We start from the raw sequence: 20,904 nt of genomic DNA, 5'->3' as shown, positions 1-20,904 counted from the left end.
TACGGGACCCCGAATAAAAAAGATTCCGCCCGGCGGGGCGGAATCTTTTCCGTTTTCGTTTTCGGGAGCGCTCCTTCCGGCCGACGCATTACGGCCGGTCGACTTCGGAGATCCGGATCAATTTCGACTCCGGAGCCTGCGTAAAAGTGAACCGCAGCCCCTGGCCTAGCAGCTCCTGGCCGCCGAGCAATACGCTTTGCTGCGTATCCATATCGGTAACCCGGTACCGTTTCTGCGGATCGAGCCCTTTCAGCCGGCATACGCCCGAATCGTAGATCGACCCGGCCCGGTTGAACATCTGCACGAAGCCCGTACCCGTCTCGGGACGGAAGAACATCCAGCCGATCCACACGTCGTCCTGCAAGCTGTACGCAGTCAGCGGATAGAAGTCGCCGCGGTAGTCGCCGCGCACCTCCTCCCACTGCGCCAGCAATCTGCGCAGCAACGGGTAATCGGCGTCCTTGACCCGCGAATCGAGATTCAGCACGATCGACGGGCTCATGTTGCTGCGGAAATCGTAAGCCGTGATCCGGTTGACCCCGGCGCCGGAGAACGGAATCCAGGCCGAAAGTCCGTAAGTCTGTCCCTGCACGCCGACCGGTTCGAACGCGTAGTCGCTGCGCCACAGCGGTACGGCGCGCCGCAGGTTTTCGAGTTCGAGCCGCTTGCCGCCGGCGGCGCAGATGTCGATCAGCATCCCCGGATGGCGGCGTTGCAGCTCGTCCATGTATTTCAGGTAACCGATTACGTGCTTGATTTCGGCGATCCCCTGCCGGTCGGGATTTTTGCGGTCTTCCTCGTTCCAGTAATCGGACGACATGACGGCGAAATCCTGACGGTACAGGTCGATATCCTCGCTTTTGAGCAGACTGTCCACATGATCGGTCATCCAAGCCAGCGCTTCGGGATTTCCGTAGTTGAAAAAGCGGGTAGTGCCGTCGCCGAGCGTCCACTCCGGATGGTTTTCATAAATCCAACTGCCGGCCGTCACGCGCTCCGGCTCGAACCAAAGCAACGACCTGACCCCTTTCGCATGGGCGTGGTCGCTGATCGCCCGCAGTCCGTTCGGGTAACGTTTCGGGTCGGGATACCACGTTCCGAGCAGATCTTGCCACGAACCTCCCCGGTTCGGATACCAGCCGGCGTCCATCCACCAGTAATCCAACTTCACACCCTCTTCGAGGTAACGGTCGATAAACTCCATCTGGTCTTTATCCGTAGCATGGAACATCTCGGCGAAATAGGCCGAACTGGCCGCTTCGAGGATCGGTTCGGGCAAACGGCCTCCCGGACGCGGCAGGTTATGGTCGTACATCCAGCCGCGCCACATGTTTTGCGCCGCGTCGCGCGTCCCGTTCCAGAACATCACTACGACCAGCGGCGTGCGAATCTCCTCGCCCGGTTCAAGGTACAAGCGCGTTTTAATCTGTCCGATGCGAACGTTCAGCGTCGTGTCGGCCTTCCTGTCGAACGAAGCTTTCCACTGCGCAGGCCAACCTACGGCGGTCATCACGCCCCGGGTTCCGCCGTTCCACTCCGCATTGAAGAACGGCAGGTTCTCGGCCGTCGGGAAACCGTACCAGAAAGCGCCGACCTCTTTGGCCTCCTGCCGGCCGAGCTTCATCCGGTTCGGCTGGAAATCCTTCGCTCCAGAGTGCCCTCCCTCGTTGTAGTTCAGGTAAACGTCGTCTTTCCCGTCCAATCCGAACGGAACGTCCAAAGGCAACAGGTTTTCGAGGATTCCGGTTTTCGTCCTGCCGTTATTTTTGAAATAGACGACCCACTCCACGGCCGGGTAATCGGCATAACGAACGATCTCGCAGCGCACCTCCAGGCCGGAAGCGGGATCGGTATAAGTCCGCGCCTCCCGTTCGCGGGCGGCATCCGCCGAACCGGTTTTCACTTTCAATTTGCAGCCGCTTAAAAATTCGCCGGAAGATTTCCCGTCGTAAACGAAACTGAACGGCAGCGGTCCGCCGACGGCAAACTGCCGATCGACCCATGCGCGGCAAGCATCGATCTGTGACTGCGGAACGGCAACAGACGCTTCCGCCTTTTTCGCGGAAAGCGAAACGGCCAGACCGCACGATGCGAGTAAAATAAGAAAAACGCGTTTTCTGAACATAAATCTATTTTATTGAACGTTAAAAAAGAATCCGTACCGCACGGAAAATTTCCATAAACGACGCATACCTCCGTCCGCGGTGACAAAACGGGCGACGGCAACCCATACACGTTCCAAAAAACGGCCCTCTTATCCGAAACAATCGCCGTGCACGTTTTCAAAGATACCGAAATTATTCCGAAACGGCACAAAAAAGCCGCATTTTTACAAATGCGGCTTGCCAATCGTAAGTTCGAGACCTATTCTTTGATCCGTTCGTTGTACTCGCGGGTACGGGTATCCACGCGGATTTTGTCGCCGGTATTGATAAACAACGGCACCTTCACAGTAGCTCCCGTATCGACCGTAGCCGGCTTCAGCGAATTGGTCGAAGCGGTGTCGCCTTTCACGCCGGGTTCGGTGTAAGTCACTTCCATGTCCACTACCGGAGGAAGTTCGGCCGAAAGGACGGTTTCCTTTTCGGTATGGAACATCACCTCCACGACCTGTCCTTCGCGCATCAGGTCGGAATTATTGATCAGATTGCGGTCGATATGGATCTGCTCGAACGTTTCGGTATGCATGAAATTGCAGCCCAGATCGTCTTCGTAAAGGTACTGGTAGGGACGACGTTCCACGCGAACCGGTTCGATCTTCTCGCCGGCCGAGAACGTTTTGTCGAGCACGCGCCCGTTTTCGAGGTTTCTCAGTTTGGTGCGGACGAAGGCCGGGCCTTTGCCGGGTTTTACGTGCAGGAATTCGACGATCGAAAACGTTTTACCGTCCAGTTCGATGCACATTCCGTTTTTGATATCTGCTGTCGTTGCCATTGCATTGAATTGTTTTAGGTTGCAAAAGTAGTTTTTTTTTCCGAAAAATGAAAACCGAAGATCCATCGCCCACTACAACACTGAAAATCAATAAAATAATCCATTACGATTGAAAATCGTGAACCCGAAATTGAACGTCAGGAACCAGTTGTTTTTGTTGGTGACGTCGTATTTCGACAGGGTCAAGCTGACCGGGCCGAAAGCCGTCTGATAGACCAGCGACGAATTGAACATGTAGCGCACGCGCTTGTGGATATTCTCTTTCACCTTGTTGTTGTCGCCGGGCAGGAAGGCGTAGGCGCTGTTTTTCAGGTAGAACTTCGGGGCGAACTCGAACGTCGGCATAATGCCGAGTCCGATGAACGAATTGCTGCGGAACTCCTTGATATACACGAACCGGCTGTGCGGAGTCGGCGTGAAAGCCGGCGAAGAGATGTTGGTCGCGTACTCGTTTGTGAACGAAGGATGATTCGTCACGACCAACTGCGCCAGGTATCCGACCGAGAACCATTTGCACACCGGATAATAGTGCTCGCGGACGAACTGCGCCCCGAACCAGTGCCGCGAATCGCCGCTGCGCCTCGGGACCTGATCGGGCGACCGGGTTCCGGGAGCGTACATTTCGTTGCCGGTAACGAAAATGGCCGATATCGTCTGGCGGATACCCCGCGTCGGGTAGAGCAGGTAGTTCAGGCCGTTGCGGTCGAGTTCCAGCTTCAGGCCGAAGAACGGGAACTGCGTCCGGTCCATCACGTCGTCGTCCGTATAGTCGGTCGTCTGGAAATAACTGTAACGGTCGTAACCTCCGTTCATGCGCAGCGACAGCACCGAATAACGATCGACCGGTACGGTCAGCGCGGCCGTCGCATACGTGTCGATATACTTCGAGTAGGTCAGGTCGGTCTTTTTGGCGATCCCGCCGAAATTGCTTTTAAAATAGTTGTAATAGTTGAAGTTATACCCGTAATCGAGCGAAAACAGCGCCTTCATGAAAAAATCGGTACGTCCCCGCAGCGACAACGAGGAGTAGAGCGGACTGAAATAACCGTCGAAATTGTAGGTCTGCGAACTGAGGCCGATCCGCCGGTATTCGAGTCCGACGTAGGCCTGGTTCATCGACGTCGACGACACGTTGCCGCCGAACATCACTTTGAAGCTCGGTTTGGTCTTCATCTCGATGTCGAGCTTGAAAAATTTCGAGGAATCGTCGTAGGTCACGTCCGGATAATTTCCTTCGATATCCCCGTCCGACAAAATCTTGAAATAACCGGAACGGAATTTTTCGAGGTCGAATGCTCGGTCCTTCTTCTTTTTAGCGTTTTTCGGCCCGTCCAGTTGCAGCAACTCCTTAACATACATCGTCTGGTTATCGTTCAGCCCGGAAATCTCGTACTTGTCGAAAAACAGGTTCGGCAACGAAGCCCGGTAAGCCTTCCGAGCCGCCGACAGCGAATCGGGGTCCACGCGGCGGGTAATGCGCTCCTTGATCAGCGGCATCGCGTCGATGGCGTCGCTGTAACCGCGGTTGATCACATACTCCACCTTGCCGAAATCGAGCGTCGACACATCCTCGAAAGCGTGTTCGATCAGAATGTCGCTGTCCGACGGCAATTTGTAGTCGGTATGCATCATCGTCAGCGCCAGGATCTGGTCCACCACGTTGTCCTCGCTGGGCTTGGTATTGCCGGCCGTGCACTTGCTTCCGATCAGCACCTCCGGACCGAAATCCTCTTTCAGCACCTGCCATGGGAAATTATTGTACATGCCGCCGTCGTAGAGCAGCGTCGAATCCTGTTTCAGCGGTTTGAAAACGAGCGGAATGGTCATCGAAGCCCGGATCGCCTTACCCAAGTCTCCGTTGCGGTACACCACCTCCTTCTGCGCGGCCGCATCGGTTGCCACGCAACGAAACGGGACGAAAAGCTTATCGAAATCGCCTCCGCACTGCGCGTTCGGCGCTGCGAAGAACTCCACGAACGACATGTCGATCTGGTCGGACGGGATCAAGTTGGTGGGCAACTGGGCCACCATCTTTTTGTTGCGATTACGCAGATCGAGCCGCAACGACACCATCGCCGCATTGGGTTGTTTCTGCCGGAAATAATAGATATACTGCGGCTTGATCTTGCCGCTCATCCAGTATTTGATCTGATCCGATTTGAAAACTTCGGCCATTTCGTCGGGCGTGTACCCGATCGCGTAAAGCCCCGCGATAATCGATCCCATCGACGTGCCCGAAACGTAGTCGACCGGAATCCCGTTCTCTTCCAAAGCCTTCATTACTCCGATGTGGTACAATCCCTTAGCCCCGCCGCCGCTCATCACCACACCCACTTTTTGCGCTGACGCCGATATTGCGATCCATACCGACAAACCGGTAATTATGCTTTTTATGCGCGTCATTTATAAAATATTCTTAACTTTGTTCGTTAAATCTATCGGGTAAAAATAGCGATAAAAACATAAACCACCAACGATGATCGACAAAATAAACGATTTGCTGAAGCGGGTCGAAGCGTTCAAACCGCAGGCCGCCGCCGAGGTCGAAGAGTTCCGGGTGCGAATGCTCGGACGCAAAGGGGAAATGAACGACGTGTTCGAAGAGTTCAAGAAAGTGGCGCCGGAGTTGAAAAAAGAGCTCGGCCAGAAGATCAACGCGCTGAAAACACGCATCAACGACAAAATCGCGGAGATGAAATCCGCTCTGGAAAATACCGAAACCGACTCGGACGCGGCCATCGACATGACCCGTCCGGGATCGAACGACCCGATCGGCAGCCGGCATCCGATCTCGCTGGTAAGGAACGAAATCGTCGACATCTTCGCGCGGCTCGGCTATACGGTCGCCGAAGGGCCCGAAATCGAAGACGACTGGCACGTATTCTCGGCGCTGAATTTTCCGCCGGAGCATCCGGCCCGCGATATGCAGGACACGTTTTTCATCCGCAAAAACCCGGATATCCTGCTGCGGACGCACACCAGTTCGATCCAGGTGCGCACGATGGAGCGTCAGAAACCGCCGATCCGCGTGGTTTGCCCGGGGAGGGTATTCCGCAACGAGGCCATTTCGTACCGGGCGCACTGCATTTTTCACCAGGTCGAAGGACTTTATATCGACGAAAACGTATCGTTCGCCGACCTGAAACAGAGCATTCTGTATTTCGCCAAGGAGATGTTCGGCGAAAAGGCGCAGATCCGGATGCGCCCGTCGTACTTCCCGTTCACCGAGCCGTCGGCCGAAGTGGACGTGTCGTGCAATTTGTGCGGAGGCAAAGGATGCAACGTATGCAAACATACCGGCTGGCTCGAAATCATGGGCTGCGGGATGGTCGATCCGAACGTGCTCGAAGCGTCGGGCATCGACCCGCAACGGTATTCGGGCTTCGCATTCGGCATGGGAGTTGAACGGATCGCCATGTTGAAATACGGCGTCAAGGATCTGAGGCTCTACTTCGAAAACGACGCGCGTTTCTTGCGCCAGTTCGATTCTGTTTTCTAAAAAACCCGGAGGGGCTGTTTATGACGAAACTGACAAAATCTCTTTGCGTGGGTGCCGCCGCTGCGGCGCTGCTGTTTTGCGGCCCGTCCCGTCCGGCCTATGCTTCGAAACCGGAAGCGCGGACAGACCGGGGATATTCGCCGGAGCAGACGGCTTCTTATTATTACACCGAAGGGATCAAGAACAACATCATGAACGGCGATCCGCAACAGTCGGTAGACCTTTTCAAAAAGGTGCTGGAGATCGATTCGACGCATGCGCCGACCCTTTTCGAGTTGGCCACGCTCACGATATCCGAGCCCGAAACCGCCCTCCGGTACAGTCTGCGGGCCAATGCCGCCGACACGGGCAACATCTGGTACCGCACCCAGCTCGGACGGCTGCTGATCGCCACGCAGCGCTACGACTCGGCGATGACGGTTTACAATTCGCTGCTGAAGGCCGCTCCGAACAATCCGGACAACTACCGGCTGATCGCCATGCTGTACGAACAGAAAGGCGATCCCGAGAAGGCGCTGATCATCCTCGATTCGGCCGAACGCCAACTCGGCGCCGTCGAAATGCTGGCGGGGTATAAGCGGCAACTGCTGCTGAACATGAAACAGTACGATCGGGCCTTGGTCGAGGCGAAAGCCATGGTGGAAAATTTCCCTTACGACGAAGACAACTACGTCGAACTGGCGGAACTCTACACCACGCTCGGACAGCTCGCGCAGGCGCAGGAAGCTTATCGGAAAGCGCAGGAGATCAATCCCAACAGTCTGCGCGTCATCGCGTCGCTGAATGATTTTTACAAGCGCACGAACGACAATGTCCGCTTCCTGTCGACGGCTGCGCAACTTTTCCGGTCGAAAGAGTTCCCGCTCGAAACAAAACTGAAATTTTTCGAAGAACTCACCCAAACGCCGAATTATTACCGCGACTATTACGTCCAACTCGGAGAACTGGCTTCGTCGCTGGCGATCACTTATCCCGAAGACTACCGGACGGTCGAACTGTATGCCAAACACCTGATCGCCGGAGGATTTCTGGAAGACGCGCTCAGTCTGTACAAATCCCACCTGAACGATTCGACCGACCGCAAAGAGCCGTTCAACACCGTCATCGAGATCGAAGCGTATCAGAAACGGCCCGATTCGGTGGCCAAATACACGGCAATGGCCTTACAGCGCTTCCCGTCCGACCCGGAGCTCTACCTGCGCAAGGGATCTATTTCGGCCTACATGCTGAACAACCCGAAAGAAGCCGAACCGGCCTACCGCGAAGCGCTCAAATACGCTAAAACCGACTCGCTGCGCAGTGTGATCTACGGCGTGCTGGGAGACAATTACCAAACGCTCGGCGACTACAAAAACTGCTTCAAATCGTATGAAAAAGGCATGAAGCTCGATACGACCAATGCGGTCATATACAACAACTACGCTTATTTCCTGAGCCTGCGCAACGAGCGGCTCGACAAGGCGCTCGCGATGACGGAAAAGGCGATCCGGCTGTCGCCGAACAACCCGACCTACCTGGATACCTACGCATGGGTGCTCTACCAGTTGGGCCGGTACGAAGAAGCACGGACGCCGATGCGGCAGGCCGTATCGCTCGATCGTACCGGCAACAAGGAACTGTTCCTGCACTACGGCGACATCCTCTATAAACTGAAAGACAACTTCATGGCTTCGATTTACTGGAAAAAGGCGCTGGAAAGCGGTTACGATCCGGAGCAGATCGAACAACGGCTTAAACAAATCGAATAACGATGACCCGGACAAGACTGTTGCTGACCCTTTTGTTTGCCCTTGCGACGCTGAGCGTGCCGGCCCAGCAGTTGGAATCGTTGCGCGAAGAGATCCGGCAAGCCGAAGAGGAGATCAAAATGACCAACCAGTTGCTGTCGAAAACGCAGAAAAACCAGCAAACGACCGACCGGCAGCTAAACCTGATCCGCAATAAGATCCGCAACCGGAAGAACATCATCTCGAACCTCGAAAAACAGTCGGGATTGATCGAAAACAACATCGGTGCGAAAAACACGACGATCCGGTCGCTGGAACAGGATCTGAACCGGCTGCGGCAGGAATACGCCGCGATGGTTTACGATTCCTATAAGAATTACAAGCTGAACAACTTCATGCTCTTTCTGTTCGCATCGCGGGATTTCAACGACGCTACGCTGCGGATCGCCTATATGCACCGCTACAACCGGATGCGGGAACAGAAAGCCGCCGAAATCGATTCGGTATCGGCCTCGGTCGGACGCGAAATATCCAGCCTGCAAAGTCAGAAGGAGGAACTCGACAAAGTGCGCCGCAGCCGCAACGAAGAGCTGACCTCGCTGGACAAGGACGAAACGCAGTACCGCACCTCGTCGCAGAAACTGCAGCAGGAAGCGGGCAAACTGAACTCGATCATCAAAGCGAACAGGAAGCGGATCGAACAGATGCAGAAACAGATCCGGCAGATTATCGCCGAAGAATCGCGCAAAAACAAAGCGAAACCGCAAACGTCCGAACAACGGGAATTCGACGTCAAGCTCTCCGGGCAATTCGAACAGAATACCGGCAAGTTGCCCTACCCGGTGCGGGGAGTCATCGTAAATAACTACGGACTCCACTCGCACACTGCGATCAAAGGCGTCGTCGAAAAGAACCAGGGCGTCGACATCGCGGCCGAACCGGGAGCCGAAGTGCGCGCCGTGTTCGAGGGAGAAGTCAGCCAGGTGCTGTTGAACCAATGGACGAACAAGGTCGTCCTGCTGCGTCACGGAAACTACCTGACCCTTTACAGCAACCTCGCTTCGGTCAACGTCAAGGTGGGCGACCGGGTCACGCTGAACCAGCCGATCGGGCGGATCGCTTCGTCCGAAGACAGTAACGATTGCACGCTGCATTTCGAAGTGTGGAAACTCGACGCGCAGAACAATCCCGTCAACCTGAATCCGGAAAAATGGCTGAGACGGTAACCCGAAAACGAATTAAACTACGATACGAACAATGCCGGTAAATTACTGCACCGAAGCGTGCGACTTCATATTCAGGGGCAAAAGAAAAACCTCCGCATGGATCAGGCGAACGGCCCGGACGGAGGGGTGGGACACAGGAGCCGTATCGGTCGTCTTCTGTTCGGACGAACGGCTGCTGGAAGTAAATAACAAATACCTGAACCACAACTACTTTACGGATATTATTACGTTCGATTACAGCGATCCGGAGAAGAAAAAGATCGCCGGAGACCTGATGATCGGAATCGGTACCGTGCGCGATAACGCGGCCGCTTTCGGAACGACGTTCGAAAACGAACTGCAGCGCGTGATCATTCACGGTATTCTGCATTTGTGCGGCTACGGCGACAAAACGCCCGAAGAAGCCGCACGGATGAAAAGTCTGGAAAACAAATACCTGGACCTGTTTTACAACGAAATCCCCGGGTCCGCGCCGCGTCGGGTAGACAAGAAGCGGAAAGGGGAGCCGGAAAAACAAAAAAAATGAAATTCGAATACGATATCATCGTCGTCGGAGGAGGACATGCCGGATGCGAAGCGGCGGCGGCGGCGGCCAATATGGGCTGCCGGACGCTGTTAATCACAATGGACATGGGCAAATTCGCCCAGATGTCGTGCAATCCGGCCATCGGGGGCGTAGCCAAAGGACAGATCGTCCGGGAGATCGATGCGATGGGCGGTTATACGGGCATCGTCACCGACCGTACGACGCTGCAATTCCGTATGCTGAACCGTTCGAAAGGGCCGGCGATGTGGAGTCCGCGCGCGCAGTGCGACAAGGCGCGCTTCTCGCTGCTGTGGCGCGAAATGCTCGAAAACACGCAAAATCTCTACCTGTGGCAAGACGCCGTAACCGCCCTTCAGATCGAACAAAATACGGTCGCCGGGGTTACGACTCGGATGGGAGTGCAATTCCGCTCGAAAGCCGTTATTTTGACCGCAGGAACCTTCCTCGAAGGGTTGATGCACATCGGCCGGACGCATGTTCCGGGCGGTCGCGCCGGCGATCCCGCTTCGCACGGGCTGAGCGCCCAACTGGCCGGACTCGGTTTCGAAGTCGGACGCATGAAAACCGGCACTCCGGCCCGGCTCGACGCCCGTTCGATCGACTTCAGCCGACTCGAAGAGCAACAAGGAGACGAAACACCCGGTAAATTTTCATATTCTACTGATACAGAGTGTATTAAAAAACAAATTCCTTGTTATCTCGTTTACACATCGAAAGAAGTGCACGATATTTTGAGGAGCGGATTCGCCGATTCGCCGTTGTTCAACGGCACTATCAAGGGGATCGGACCACGCTACTGTCCGAGTATCGAAGATAAGTTGCGGACTTTCGCCGGCAAGGATTCCCATCAACTTTTTCTCGAACCCGAAGGAGCCGACACCCACGAATACTACCTGAACGGTTTTTCGTCGTCGTTGCCATGGGATATTCAGGTGGCGGCGCTGCAAAAAATCAAAGGATTCGAAAATGTACAACTTTACCGGCCCGGTTATGCGATCGAATACGACTATTTTCCGCCGACCCAGCTCTACCATTCGCTGGAGACGAAACTGATCGGCGGATTGTTTTTTGCCGGTCAGGTGAACGGAACGACAGGATACGAAGAAGCCGCTGCACAGGGACTGATGGCCGGAATCAACGCCGTACTGAAACTGCGGGACGACGAACCGCTCGTACTGCGGCGCGACGAATCGTACATCGGGGTATTGATCGACGACCTGGTCACCAAAGGCGTCGACGAACCTTATCGGATGTTCACCAGCCGCGCCGAATACCGGATTTTGCTCCGGCAGGACAATGCGGATATCCGGCTTACGCCGATTTCGTATAAAATAGGGCTTGCGGATGAAAAAAGGTATCGAAAAACGATGCAAAAAAAATCGTCCGTAGAATCGCTTATTTCATTCGTTCGTCAACTGAGTGTCACTCCGGCCGATTTGGAGGAGTATTTAAAATCGATCGAATCGACGCCGCTGACCCAGGGACGAAAACTTTACGATATCATTTTACGCAATAAAATCACGTTGAACGGACTGGCGGAATACCTGCCCGAACTGGCCGATTTCATTTTTGAAAACGGGTGTTCGCAGGAAGTGATCGAAGAAGCCGAAATCCAGATCAAATATCACGGATACATCGAGCGCGAAAGGCACATCGCCGACAAAATGACGCGACTCGAAAATATCCGGATCCGACCGGATTTCAATTACAGCGAACTGACTTCGCTTTCGATCGAATCCCGACAGAAACTGACGAGAATCCGCCCGTCTACCATCGGACAGGCTTCGCGGATACCGGGAGTCAGCCCGGCCGACATCAACGTACTGTTGGTTTATTTCGGACGTTAATTGTTCCACGTGGAACAAATCTTTATTTAAAACATCCATCGTGGAGAATGTTCCACGTGGAACAAATTTAAAAGAAATGAAAAACATTTTCGACCTATCAAAAAACGGAGCTAAAAAGATTTATATAGACGGGACGCTACATCCGATCAAAGTCGGTATGCGGGAAATATCGCTGCAAAACGGGAAAAAAGTCTGCGTTTACGATACGACCGGCGCCTATACCGACGACAATTATCAAATCGACATCCGGAAGGGAATGCCGAAAGTCAGGGAACCGTGGATCAAGGAGAGGGAGAAAGAGGGAGAATTCCATACCCAGTTGTGGTATGCCCGACACGGGATCATCACGCCCGAAATGGAATACGTCGCCATCCGGGAGAATCAGAACAACGAACGGGAAGACCGCATCACACCCGAAATGGTACGGGAAGAGATTGCCGAAGGACGCGCCGTACTGCCGTCCAATTACCGGCATCCGGAAGCGGAACCGATGATTATCGGCAGTAAATTCTTGGTCAAAATCAACGCCAACATCGGTAATTCGGCGCTGGGCTCGTCGATCGAGGAAGAGGTCGAAAAAGCCATGTGGGCCGTCAAATGGGGAGCCGACACCGTGATGGATCTGTCGACGGGCAAGGAGATCCACCAAACCCGCGAAGCTATCCTGCGCAACGTTCCCGTACCGATCGGTACCGTACCGATGTACCAGGCGTTGGAAAAAGTAGGCGGCGAAATTGCCGATCTGACCTGGGAAGTGTATTACGATACGCTGGTCGAACAGTGCGAACAAGGGGTGGATTACTTCACCATCCATGCCGGTATCTTACAGCGCCACCTGCCCGCCGCACTGAAACGCGTGACCGGAATCGTTTCGCGCGGCGGGTCGATTCTTGCAAAATGGATGAGCATCAACAAACAGGAAAACTTTTTGTATACCCATTTCGAAGACATTTGCAAGCTGCTTAAAAAATACGACATCGCTTTCTCGCTCGGCGATGGCCTGCGTCCGGGAAGCATTGCCGATGCAAACGACGCAGCCCAGTTCGGAGAGCTGGAAGTACTCGGAGAACTGGCTAAAATCGCATGGAAACACGACGTACAGGTTATTATCGAAGGGCCGGGACACGTTCCGATGCAAAAAATCCGTGAAAATATGGACAAGCAAATCAAATACTGCCACGGAGCCCCGTTCTACACGTTGGGACCGCTGGTCAGCGACATCGGAGCCGGATACGACCACATTACTTCCGCGATCGGCGCGGCGATGATCGGATGGATGGGAACCGCCATGCTGTGCTACGTAACCACCAAGGAGCACCTGGCCCTGCCGAACAAGGACGATGTCCGCGAAGGCGTCGTAACTTACAAACTGGCCGCCCATGCGGCGGACATCGCGAAAGGACATCCCGGAGCGGCCGAACGCGACCTGCAAATGAGCCATGCCCGGTATGAAATGCGCTGGAACGACCAGTTCAACCTGTCGCTCGACCCGGAACGGGCCCGCCGGATGCACTTCGAAATGATTCGCGAAGGATCCGACCACTGCTCGATGTGCGGGCCGCACTTCTGCGCCATGAAAATTACGAAGTCTATTTTATAATACATTAATAATCAATTATATAAAAAGAGAGACGGTCTGTCTCTCTTTTTTTATGCCTTCGGAATCCGCAGTATGTTCCGCTTTCGATTCGAAATAACGTTATCTATAAAAATTTCTACCGGTTGTCCGCGCAAAAAAGCGATCGGTCAATTTTCGTCTATTACGAACCGAATCTGGGCTACCGTCCTGAAAGGCACTCCGTTACGTTTAGCCGGACTCCATCCGCGCACCGCAATATCGTAAATCTTATCGATAAACACCTGCGAATACTGCTTCAACGCCCCGCCCAGCTCCACGATCCGGTGCACGATCCCGTCTTCGTCGATATCGACTTCGAGTAAAAACACGTCCGGCCTGTCCGGATCGAGCAGGCTGCGGTCGTCAATTAACTTTTCGATCTGCGGCCGCCAAAGCCCCGGCAATTTCAGCAGCGATACGCCATTAAAAGAGGGCGCCTCGTACTTGGCCTCGGTTTGCTCGATATAATTAAATCCCATGCCTTTAAACAGCCTTCTATTGCGGTCGTACTGCAGACGCACGACCGGTGCATCCGGCGATACGGCAAAACTGTATTCTCGCTGGCCGATCCGCAGCTTCACCAGCGAACAGCCGTCTCCTTTCGGCTCTTCGGTCACCGAAGCGTCGGCCACCTTGAAATCACAGGCCATCTGTTTGGCGAATTCCCGATCCGAATAGCGGTAAATCGACGTATAACCGGGCGTAGTAATGATGATGCGGCAACTATCCGCCTGTGCGAAACAAACGGCGGAAATCCCCGCAAAAACCAGTAATAAAAGCAACTTTTTCAACTTACACAAGTCTTCAATTATTATGGAAACGGAAAACGGAGACCGTTTCTTATTTGGCAGCCATTTTAGCCCAACTGTCTTTCAACGTAACGGTACGGTTGAATACCTTCCCAGCCGCCGTGGAATCTCTGTCCACACAGAAATAACCCAACCGTTCGAACTGGAAAGTATCTCCTTCCGCAGCTTCGTTCAGCGAAGGTTCGAGATATCCGGTTACGGTCTTCAGCGAATCGGGATTCAGGTAATCCTCGAACGTCTTCCCCTCCTCGATGTCGTTCATATCCTCTTTGACGAACAAGCGGTCGAACAGTCGCACTTCGGCCGGAACCGCATGCCGCGCCGAAACCCAGTGGATCACCCCCTTCACCTTACGCCCGTCGGAAGAGCGTCCCCCCTTGGACATCGGATCGTACGTACAACGCAGTTCGACCACCTTGCCGTCGGCATCCTTGATCACTTCGTCGCACCGGATCAAATAGGCGTACCTGAGCCGCACTTCGCCGCCCGGAGAGAGACGGTAATATTTCTTGGGAGGATTTTCCATAAAATCGTCGCGCTCAATATAGATCTCCCGCCCGAACGGAACTTCCCGTTTCCCGGCCGTTTCGTCCTCCGGATTATTGATACAATCGACCGTTTCGGTTTTCTCTTCCGGATAATTGGTAATCACCACGCGGATCGGGTCCAACACGGCCATGCGCCGCCGGGCCCGTTTATTCAAGTCTTCCCGGACGCAGAATTCGAGCAGTCCGAGGTCGATCACGTTATCCCGCTTAGCCACGCCCACCTTATCGGCGAACATTCGCACGCTCTCCGGCGTATAACCCCGACGCCGCAACGCGCAGATCGTCGGCATACGCGGATCGTCCCAACCCATCACGGTGCCCTGCCGCACCAACTGCAACAGTTTCCGCTTGCTCATCATCGTATAGGTCAGGTTCAAACGCGCAAACTCGTACTGATGGCTCGGATAGATATCCAACTTCTCGATAAACCAGTCGTACAGCGGCCGGTGCACATCGAATTCGAGCGTACAGATCGAATGCGTAACCTTCTCGATCGAATCGCTCTGCCCGTGCGCATAATCGTACATCGGATAGATGCACCATTTGTTGCCGGTGCGATGATGCTCGGCATGCAGGATCCGGTACATGATCGGGTCGCGCAGCAGCATATTCGGATGAGCCATATCGATTTTCGCACGCAGCACCTTTTCGCCGTCTCCGAACTCGCCGTTTTTCATCCGTTCGAACAGGTCGAGGTTCTCTTCCGCCGACCGGTTGCGCCACGGGCTCTCCTTGCCCGGCACGGTCACCGTACCCCGGCTCTGACGAATCTCCTCCTGCGACTGATCGTCCACATAAGCCAGCCCTTTACGGATCAATTCGACGGCCCAAGCGTACAACTGGTCGAAATAATCGGACGCATAGTGCACGCCGGCCCACTCGAAACCGAGCCAACGAACGTCCTGCTGGATCGAATCGACGTACTCGACATCCTCCTTAACCGGGTTCGTATCGTCGAAACGCAAGTTACACTTTCCTCCGTATTTGCGGGCTAAACCGAAATTCAGGCAGATGCTCTTCGCATGCCCGATATGCAGATAACCGTTCGGTTCGGGCGGAAACCGGGTCTGCACCCGTTTCTCGCCCCCGGCGATGCTTTCCTCTACAATTTCTTCCAGAAAATTCAAGGATTTTCCTTCAACCGATGCTGATTCTTCGTGCAAATCGCTCATAAAATACCAATTTTGCACAAAATTAATTCTATTTTGATAATATCTGCAAATTTTACAGACATTATAATATCCGGGACGGCCGTCACCGGACGATCGTCATCTCGTCGATCAACCGGGTGTCGCCCGCAAACCGGTCGATAATAAACAACACGTAACGGATATCCACGCAGATGGTCCGCTGCAGCCGGGGTTCGAAAACGGTATCCCCGCTCATCGCCTCCCAGTTCCCGTCGAACGCCAGCCCGATCAACTCTCCTTTACGGTTCATCACCGGACTGCCCGAATTTCCGCCGGTAATATCGTTCGTCGTGATGAAATTTACGGGCAGCACTCCCTTTTCGGCATAAGGCCCGTAATCGCGTTCGCGGTAAAGTTCTTTCAGTTTGTCAGGCACGGCAAATTCGTAAGCGTTCTGCGGATCCTCCTTGGCGATCACTCCGTCCAGCGTCGTAAAGTAATCGTAATAAACGGCATCCTGCGGTTCGTACGGCAATACCTGACCGTACGAAAGCCGCATCGTAAAGTTCGCATCCGGGTAGTACTTCTTGTCCGGATTCATCGCCATCAGGCCCGCCACGTACAGCCGATGCCCCCGGTAAAATACCGAATCGAACGCCCGGATCGAATCCACCAGCGCGTTATAGGTTTTCACCACCTCCCGCCGCATTTTATACGCCGGATCGTTCAGAAACGCATTCGCATCCGGACGCCGTAGGAATTCCTCGGCCTTTTCGGGCGATGCGAACAGCGAATTGTCGTAGACATAATCGATATAAGCGTCCGCATCACCGCCGAAATTTTCACGGATCACCGCAAAACACGAAGGCAGTTCCTCCGCGGAAAGACTGTCGAGCAACAGCCTGAACATCCGTTTGGCGATTTTCCGGTCGGTGGGAGGGTTGTAATCTTTATAAAAAGCCTGCAATTTGCCGGCGATTTCACCGATTCTCGACGTATCGACCTGCTTTTCGGCGTTGATAAGCGGTATCGCCGCACCGACCGCGCCGATGATCTCGGTACCCCGTATCAGCGCTTCCGAAAAGTACTGTAACCGATCCCGCAGCGGCGCCGACCCCTCGACCGCTTTGCGGATCAGCGGAAGCGCCTCCCCGTATTTCGCCCGCCGTTCCGGATCGGTATTCGCCCATTCGGTGAATTTTTCTTCTTCGGCGAGTTTCCGCTCCCGAACGCGCTGCCGCTTCAACCCGCGGTTTTCCCCGATCGAATTTTTCCAGTAATTCGACGAAGAGCTATATTTCGAAGCGTACTGGATACGCACCCGGTCGCTCGCGAGCATGTCCTCCATCATCAACTTCTGCCGCTCCCCGCGGATAAAAATCCGGTTCGGATTGGCCACGTCCAGCGTATAGTCGATTTCGTAAGAAGTCTTGTACCGCTCGGTCGATCCCGGAAAACCGATAATCATCGTAAAGTCGCCCGGCTTATACCCCTTTACCGATACCGGCAAATGTACGGGAGGCCGATAGGGAACATTCTCTTCCGAATAATCGGCCGGAGCGCCGTCCGGAGAAGCATAAATCCGGAAAATCGAAAAATCGCCGGTATGCCGCGGCCACATCCAGTTGTCGGTATCGCCGCCGAACTTACCGATCGACGAAGGCGGAGCCCCCACCAGGCGAACGTCCGTATAAACTTCTTTCACGAACAGCAAGTATTGGTTCCCGCCGAAAAAATCCTTGATTTCCACCTCCTGTCCCGGCCGGTCGAGTTTCGTCTGGCTCTTGACCATCGCAATGGCCTGTACCACCTTCACGGTGCGGTCCTGCTCCGACAGCGAATCGTCCAGTTGCGACAGGATGCGATCCGAAACATCTTCGATCCGGCGGATGAACGTCACGGTCAGCCCCGGCGTAGGGATCTCCTCCCGGTCGGACATCGCCCAGAAACCGTTTTTCAGGTAGTCGCGCTCGACGGTGCTGTGCTGCTGAATCGCACCGAAACCGCAGTGGTGATTGGTCAGCACCAATCCCCGGTCGGAAACCACCTCTCCGGTACACCCGCCGCCGAAAATCACGACGGCATCCTTGATCGCATACCGGTTGACATCGTAAATATCCTCCGCGGACAATCGGAACCCGCGGGCCTTCATATCTTTTATATTCAACTTCTGTAAGTAGGGAAGCAGCCACATCCCCTCGTCGGCCCGGACTCCTGACACGCCCGCCCACAAAGCCAGGCACAGCACGATAAACCGTTTCATATTTTCTTCGCGTTCGTTTTTTTCGTTATTCGAATTATTTGCTTCGGCCGATCTGCAACATGCGGCGGATCGAACCTTCCGCACGCCGGCGCACCTCCTCGTCGATAACCACCTCGGGAGCCTCCCGCTCCAACGCGCTGCATATCTTCTCCAGGGTCACCATTTTCATGAAAGCGCAGTTGTTGCACCCGCAGGTGGAATCGACCGGAGGCGCCGGAATAAACCGTTTCTGCGGATTCTCACGCTGCATCTGGTACAGGATTCCCGCTTCGGTCACTACGATGAACGTATCGGCCGGATCTGTCGAAGCGTACTTCAGCAGAGCCGCCGTACTCCCGATGTAATCGGCCGTCAGCAACACCGCCCGTTTGCATTCGGGATGCGCCAGCACCTTCGCTTCGGGATACTCCTTTTTCAGTTCCAAGATCTTTTCGACCGAAAATTCTTCGTGGACGCCGCATGCGCCGTCCCATACGACCATATTCTGCCGGCCGGTCAGTTGTTTGATGTAATTTCCCAAATTCCGATCGGGAGCGAATACGATCTTCGCGTCGGCCGGCAGGCTTTCGATCACCTGCACCGCGTTGCCCGACGTGCAGCAGATATCGGTCAGCGCTTTGACCCCGACCGACGTATTGACGTACGAAACGACCGTATATCCGTTATAATTCCTCAAAAAACGCTCGAAATCCGGCGCGCTGCAGGAATCCGCCAGCGAACATCCCGCCTCGGGTTCCGGCAACAGCACTTTTTTGTCCGGCGAAAGGATTTTCGCCGTCTCCGCCATGAAATGCACGCCGGCGAAGAGGATGATTTCCGCATCGGTTTCGGCCGCCCGGGCCGACAGCGCCAGGCTATCGCCGGTGAAGTCGGCCACCTGTTGCACTTCGGGAATCGTATAGTAATGCGCCAGAATCACGGCGCGCTTCTCTTTTTTCAGACGAAGGATCTTATCGATCAGTTGACGCTCGTTTTCCACAGTTCTTTTCTTTTTAATTTCTTAAAATTAATAAATAAGGAAAAAAGAGTAATAATAATACCTGTTCATTCTGTTGGTAAATTTTCCGCACTTTTTTTATGCCGTGTTACGAATACTTTTTGAACAATGAGTAAACGAATCCTGTCGATTCATCTTTTTGATTTAAAGTTATTCATGTTTTGTTGTAAACATATATTGAAAACCTTTTCGGGGTTAATCGACAAAATAAGTTTCCGGTATTTTTCCGTTTTTTTCTGTTCATTTCATTGTCCGTAAGATTCTGTAAAATCCGGTATTTTTTCCTTGCGTTTGTACGGTTTTTTGATATACCGATCCGGAAGTCGAAAATGCAAGCCGTTTTTTCCGAAATCGGATATTTTTAACGAACAGTTTCATGCGGGTCGGTTTAACAGATTATTAACATTTTTGAAATGCATTCATAGTATTGGAAAACAAACGAATGCAAATAAAAAGCCGAAAAATTATCATCAATGGCCGGATTAGGGCAGTTCGCGTACGATATTATTTGCCAGCAAGTCGTAGTATTCGCTCGCAGCGTCGGTCTTTGCAGAGACCGGACGGCCCGCGTCGCCGGATTCCCGAACGCTCTGGATCAATGGAATTTGCGCCAGCAGCGGCAGTTTTTGCCGTTCCGCCAACATTTTTACACCCTCTTTTCCGAACAGGTAATAACGGTTTTCGGGCAGTTCGGCCGGAGTGAACCAGGCCATGTTTTCGACGAGTCCCAGGACGGGGATGTCGATTTTGTCGTTTCGGAACATCGCGATGCCGCGGACGACGTCCGCCAGCGCCACTTTTTGCGGCGTGCTGACGACAATGGCTCCCGTTATCGACATTTCGGAGATGATCGACAAGTGTACGTCGCCGGTTCCGGGAGGCAGGTCGATCAGCAGGAAATCGAGCGGTCCCCACAGCGTTTGGCGGATCATTTGCCGCAACGCGTTGGTCGCCATCGGGCCGCGCCACATCAGCGCGTCGGCCGGGTCGATGAAAAATCCGATCGACATGATCCGGATTCCGAACCGTTCGGCCGGAAGAATCCAATCCTTGCCGTCTTTTTTTTCCCCTTCCGGCCGGTAGTCTTCGACGCCGAACAGCATCGGCTGGGAAGGCCCGTAAATATCGGCGTCCAGAATGCCTACTTTATATCCCAAACGAGACAAGGCGACCGCCAGGTTCGCCGTAACGGTGCTTTTGCCCACTCCGCCTTTTGCGGAACTGACGGCAAGGATGCGACGGACGCCGTCCTCGCCGCCGAACGGTTTCTGTTCCTTTTTTTCGGCGGCTTTTTTCGGCGCGGCTTCCTTGATGAAGATGCTGACTTTCCCGGAATAATCTGGGAACCGCGCGGCGATCAGTTCTTCGCAGCGCTTCTTGATCGATAGCGCAAACGGATCGCGGCTGCGCGGGAAAAGCAGCGTGAGCTGGATTTTATCGTCGGTCACCACCGGATTTTCGACCATGCCCAGCGTGACGATGTCGTTATGCAGTTCGGGATGCGCGACCTCGTGCAGCAGTCCGAACAGTTCTTCCTGAGTCATTCGATTGGTTTTTTGTGTTCGATACAAATTTACGGTATCCTGCGGATAAATCAATCATTTCGGGCAGCCGCTTTCGTTTTAAACGGGAAAAAGGCCGTTACAGGGATATTTTGCGCCTAAATAATTATATCTTTTCCCGGAGTGAAGACCATTGGATGGCAATGCGGTTCGGTTCGGAGCGAAATTTTTTCGGTCCGAATCTTCTCGAACCGACC

14 protein-coding genes are annotated in these 20,904 nt (G+C 54.0%); 6 read left to right on the top strand and 8 right to left on the bottom strand.

The window, feature by feature from the left end; all coding sequences use genetic code 11:
* Positions 1–88: 88 nt before the first annotated feature.
* From C1A08_RS05755 to C1A08_RS05745, 3 genes are all read right to left on the bottom strand, one after another.
* Positions 89–2,125: an alpha-galactosidase gene (locus C1A08_RS05755; RefSeq protein WP_101571991.1), complete on the bottom strand. Its 2,037-nt coding sequence runs from the start codon at positions 2,123–2,125 to the stop codon at positions 89–91.
* 239 nt (positions 2,126–2,364) lie between these two features.
* On the bottom strand, positions 2,365–2,934 hold the full coding sequence (gene efp / locus C1A08_RS05750; protein ID WP_055202873.1) for an elongation factor P: 570 nt from the start codon (positions 2,932–2,934) through the stop codon (positions 2,365–2,367).
* An 87-nt stretch (positions 2,935–3,021) separates the two neighbouring features.
* Positions 3,022–5,337 carry a patatin-like phospholipase family protein gene (locus C1A08_RS05745; protein ID WP_055202871.1) on the bottom strand — a complete coding sequence of 772 codons (2,316 nt, stop codon included), beginning with the start codon at positions 5,335–5,337 and terminating at the stop codon, positions 3,022–3,024.
* A gap of 73 nt (positions 5,338–5,410) precedes the next feature.
* On the opposite strand from C1A08_RS05745, the gene pheS reads away from it, so the two are divergent.
* From pheS to thiC, 6 genes are all read left to right on the top strand, one after another.
* Positions 5,411–6,433 carry a phenylalanine--tRNA ligase subunit alpha gene (gene pheS / locus C1A08_RS05740; RefSeq protein ID WP_055202869.1) on the top strand — a complete coding sequence of 341 codons (1,023 nt, stop codon included), beginning with the start codon at positions 5,411–5,413 and terminating at the stop codon, positions 6,431–6,433.
* 20 nt (positions 6,434–6,453) lie between these two features.
* Positions 6,454–8,181: a tetratricopeptide repeat protein gene (locus C1A08_RS05735; protein ID WP_101571989.1), complete on the top strand. Its 1,728-nt coding sequence runs from the start codon at positions 6,454–6,456 to the stop codon at positions 8,179–8,181.
* Between the two features lie 2 nt (positions 8,182–8,183).
* The gene (locus C1A08_RS05730) at positions 8,184–9,386 is read left to right on the top strand and encodes a murein hydrolase activator EnvC family protein (protein WP_055202864.1); all 1,203 of its coding nucleotides are present in this window, start codon (positions 8,184–8,186) and stop codon (positions 9,384–9,386) included.
* Positions 9,387–9,417: 31 nt separating this feature from the next.
* Positions 9,418–9,912: an rRNA maturation RNase YbeY gene (gene ybeY, locus C1A08_RS05725; RefSeq protein ID WP_101571987.1), complete on the top strand. Its 495-nt coding sequence runs from the start codon at positions 9,418–9,420 to the stop codon at positions 9,910–9,912.
* Positions 9,909–11,780, top strand: a complete 1,872-nt coding sequence (gene mnmG / locus C1A08_RS05720) for a tRNA uridine-5-carboxymethylaminomethyl(34) synthesis enzyme MnmG (protein WP_101571985.1) — start codon at positions 9,909–9,911, stop codon at positions 11,778–11,780. Before ybeY ends, mnmG begins: the two co-directional genes overlap by 4 nt.
* A 76-nt stretch (positions 11,781–11,856) precedes the next feature.
* Positions 11,857–13,380, top strand: coding sequence for a phosphomethylpyrimidine synthase ThiC (gene thiC, locus C1A08_RS05715; RefSeq protein WP_101571984.1), 1,524 nt, complete (start codon positions 11,857–11,859; stop codon positions 13,378–13,380).
* A gap of 146 nt (positions 13,381–13,526) precedes the next feature.
* Here the strand turns inward: thiC and C1A08_RS05710 are convergent, their stop codons facing one another.
* The 5 genes from C1A08_RS05710 to C1A08_RS05690 form a co-directional block, all read right to left on the bottom strand.
* Positions 13,527–14,198 carry a hypothetical protein gene (locus C1A08_RS05710; protein WP_180951531.1) on the bottom strand — a complete coding sequence of 224 codons (672 nt, stop codon included), beginning with the start codon at positions 14,196–14,198 and terminating at the stop codon, positions 13,527–13,529.
* A gap of 40 nt (positions 14,199–14,238) precedes the next feature.
* Entirely contained in the window at positions 14,239–15,927 is a 1,689-nt protein-coding gene (locus C1A08_RS05705; RefSeq protein ID WP_101571980.1) for a glutamine--tRNA ligase/YqeY domain fusion protein, read from the bottom strand.
* An 82-nt stretch (positions 15,928–16,009) separates the two neighbouring features.
* Positions 16,010–18,148 carry a S46 family peptidase gene (locus C1A08_RS05700; RefSeq protein WP_101571978.1) on the bottom strand — a complete coding sequence of 713 codons (2,139 nt, stop codon included), beginning with the start codon at positions 18,146–18,148 and terminating at the stop codon, positions 16,010–16,012.
* Positions 18,149–18,182: 34 nt separating this feature from the next.
* Positions 18,183–19,127 carry a quinolinate synthase NadA gene (nadA, locus tag C1A08_RS05695; protein ID WP_257937053.1) on the bottom strand — a complete coding sequence of 315 codons (945 nt, stop codon included), beginning with the start codon at positions 19,125–19,127 and terminating at the stop codon, positions 18,183–18,185.
* Between the two features lie 500 nt (positions 19,128–19,627).
* Positions 19,628–20,689: an Mrp/NBP35 family ATP-binding protein gene (locus C1A08_RS05690; RefSeq protein ID WP_055202850.1), complete on the bottom strand. Its 1,062-nt coding sequence runs from the start codon at positions 20,687–20,689 to the stop codon at positions 19,628–19,630.
* Positions 20,690–20,904: the final 215 nt, after the last annotated feature.

Source organism: Alistipes sp. cv1, from assembly GCF_900240235.1.
Lineage (GTDB): Bacteria > Bacteroidota > Bacteroidia > Bacteroidales > Rikenellaceae > Alistipes_A > Alistipes_A hominis.
Note: the sequence above shows the minus strand (reverse complement) of the source record. Positions and strands in the feature narration are given on the sequence as shown.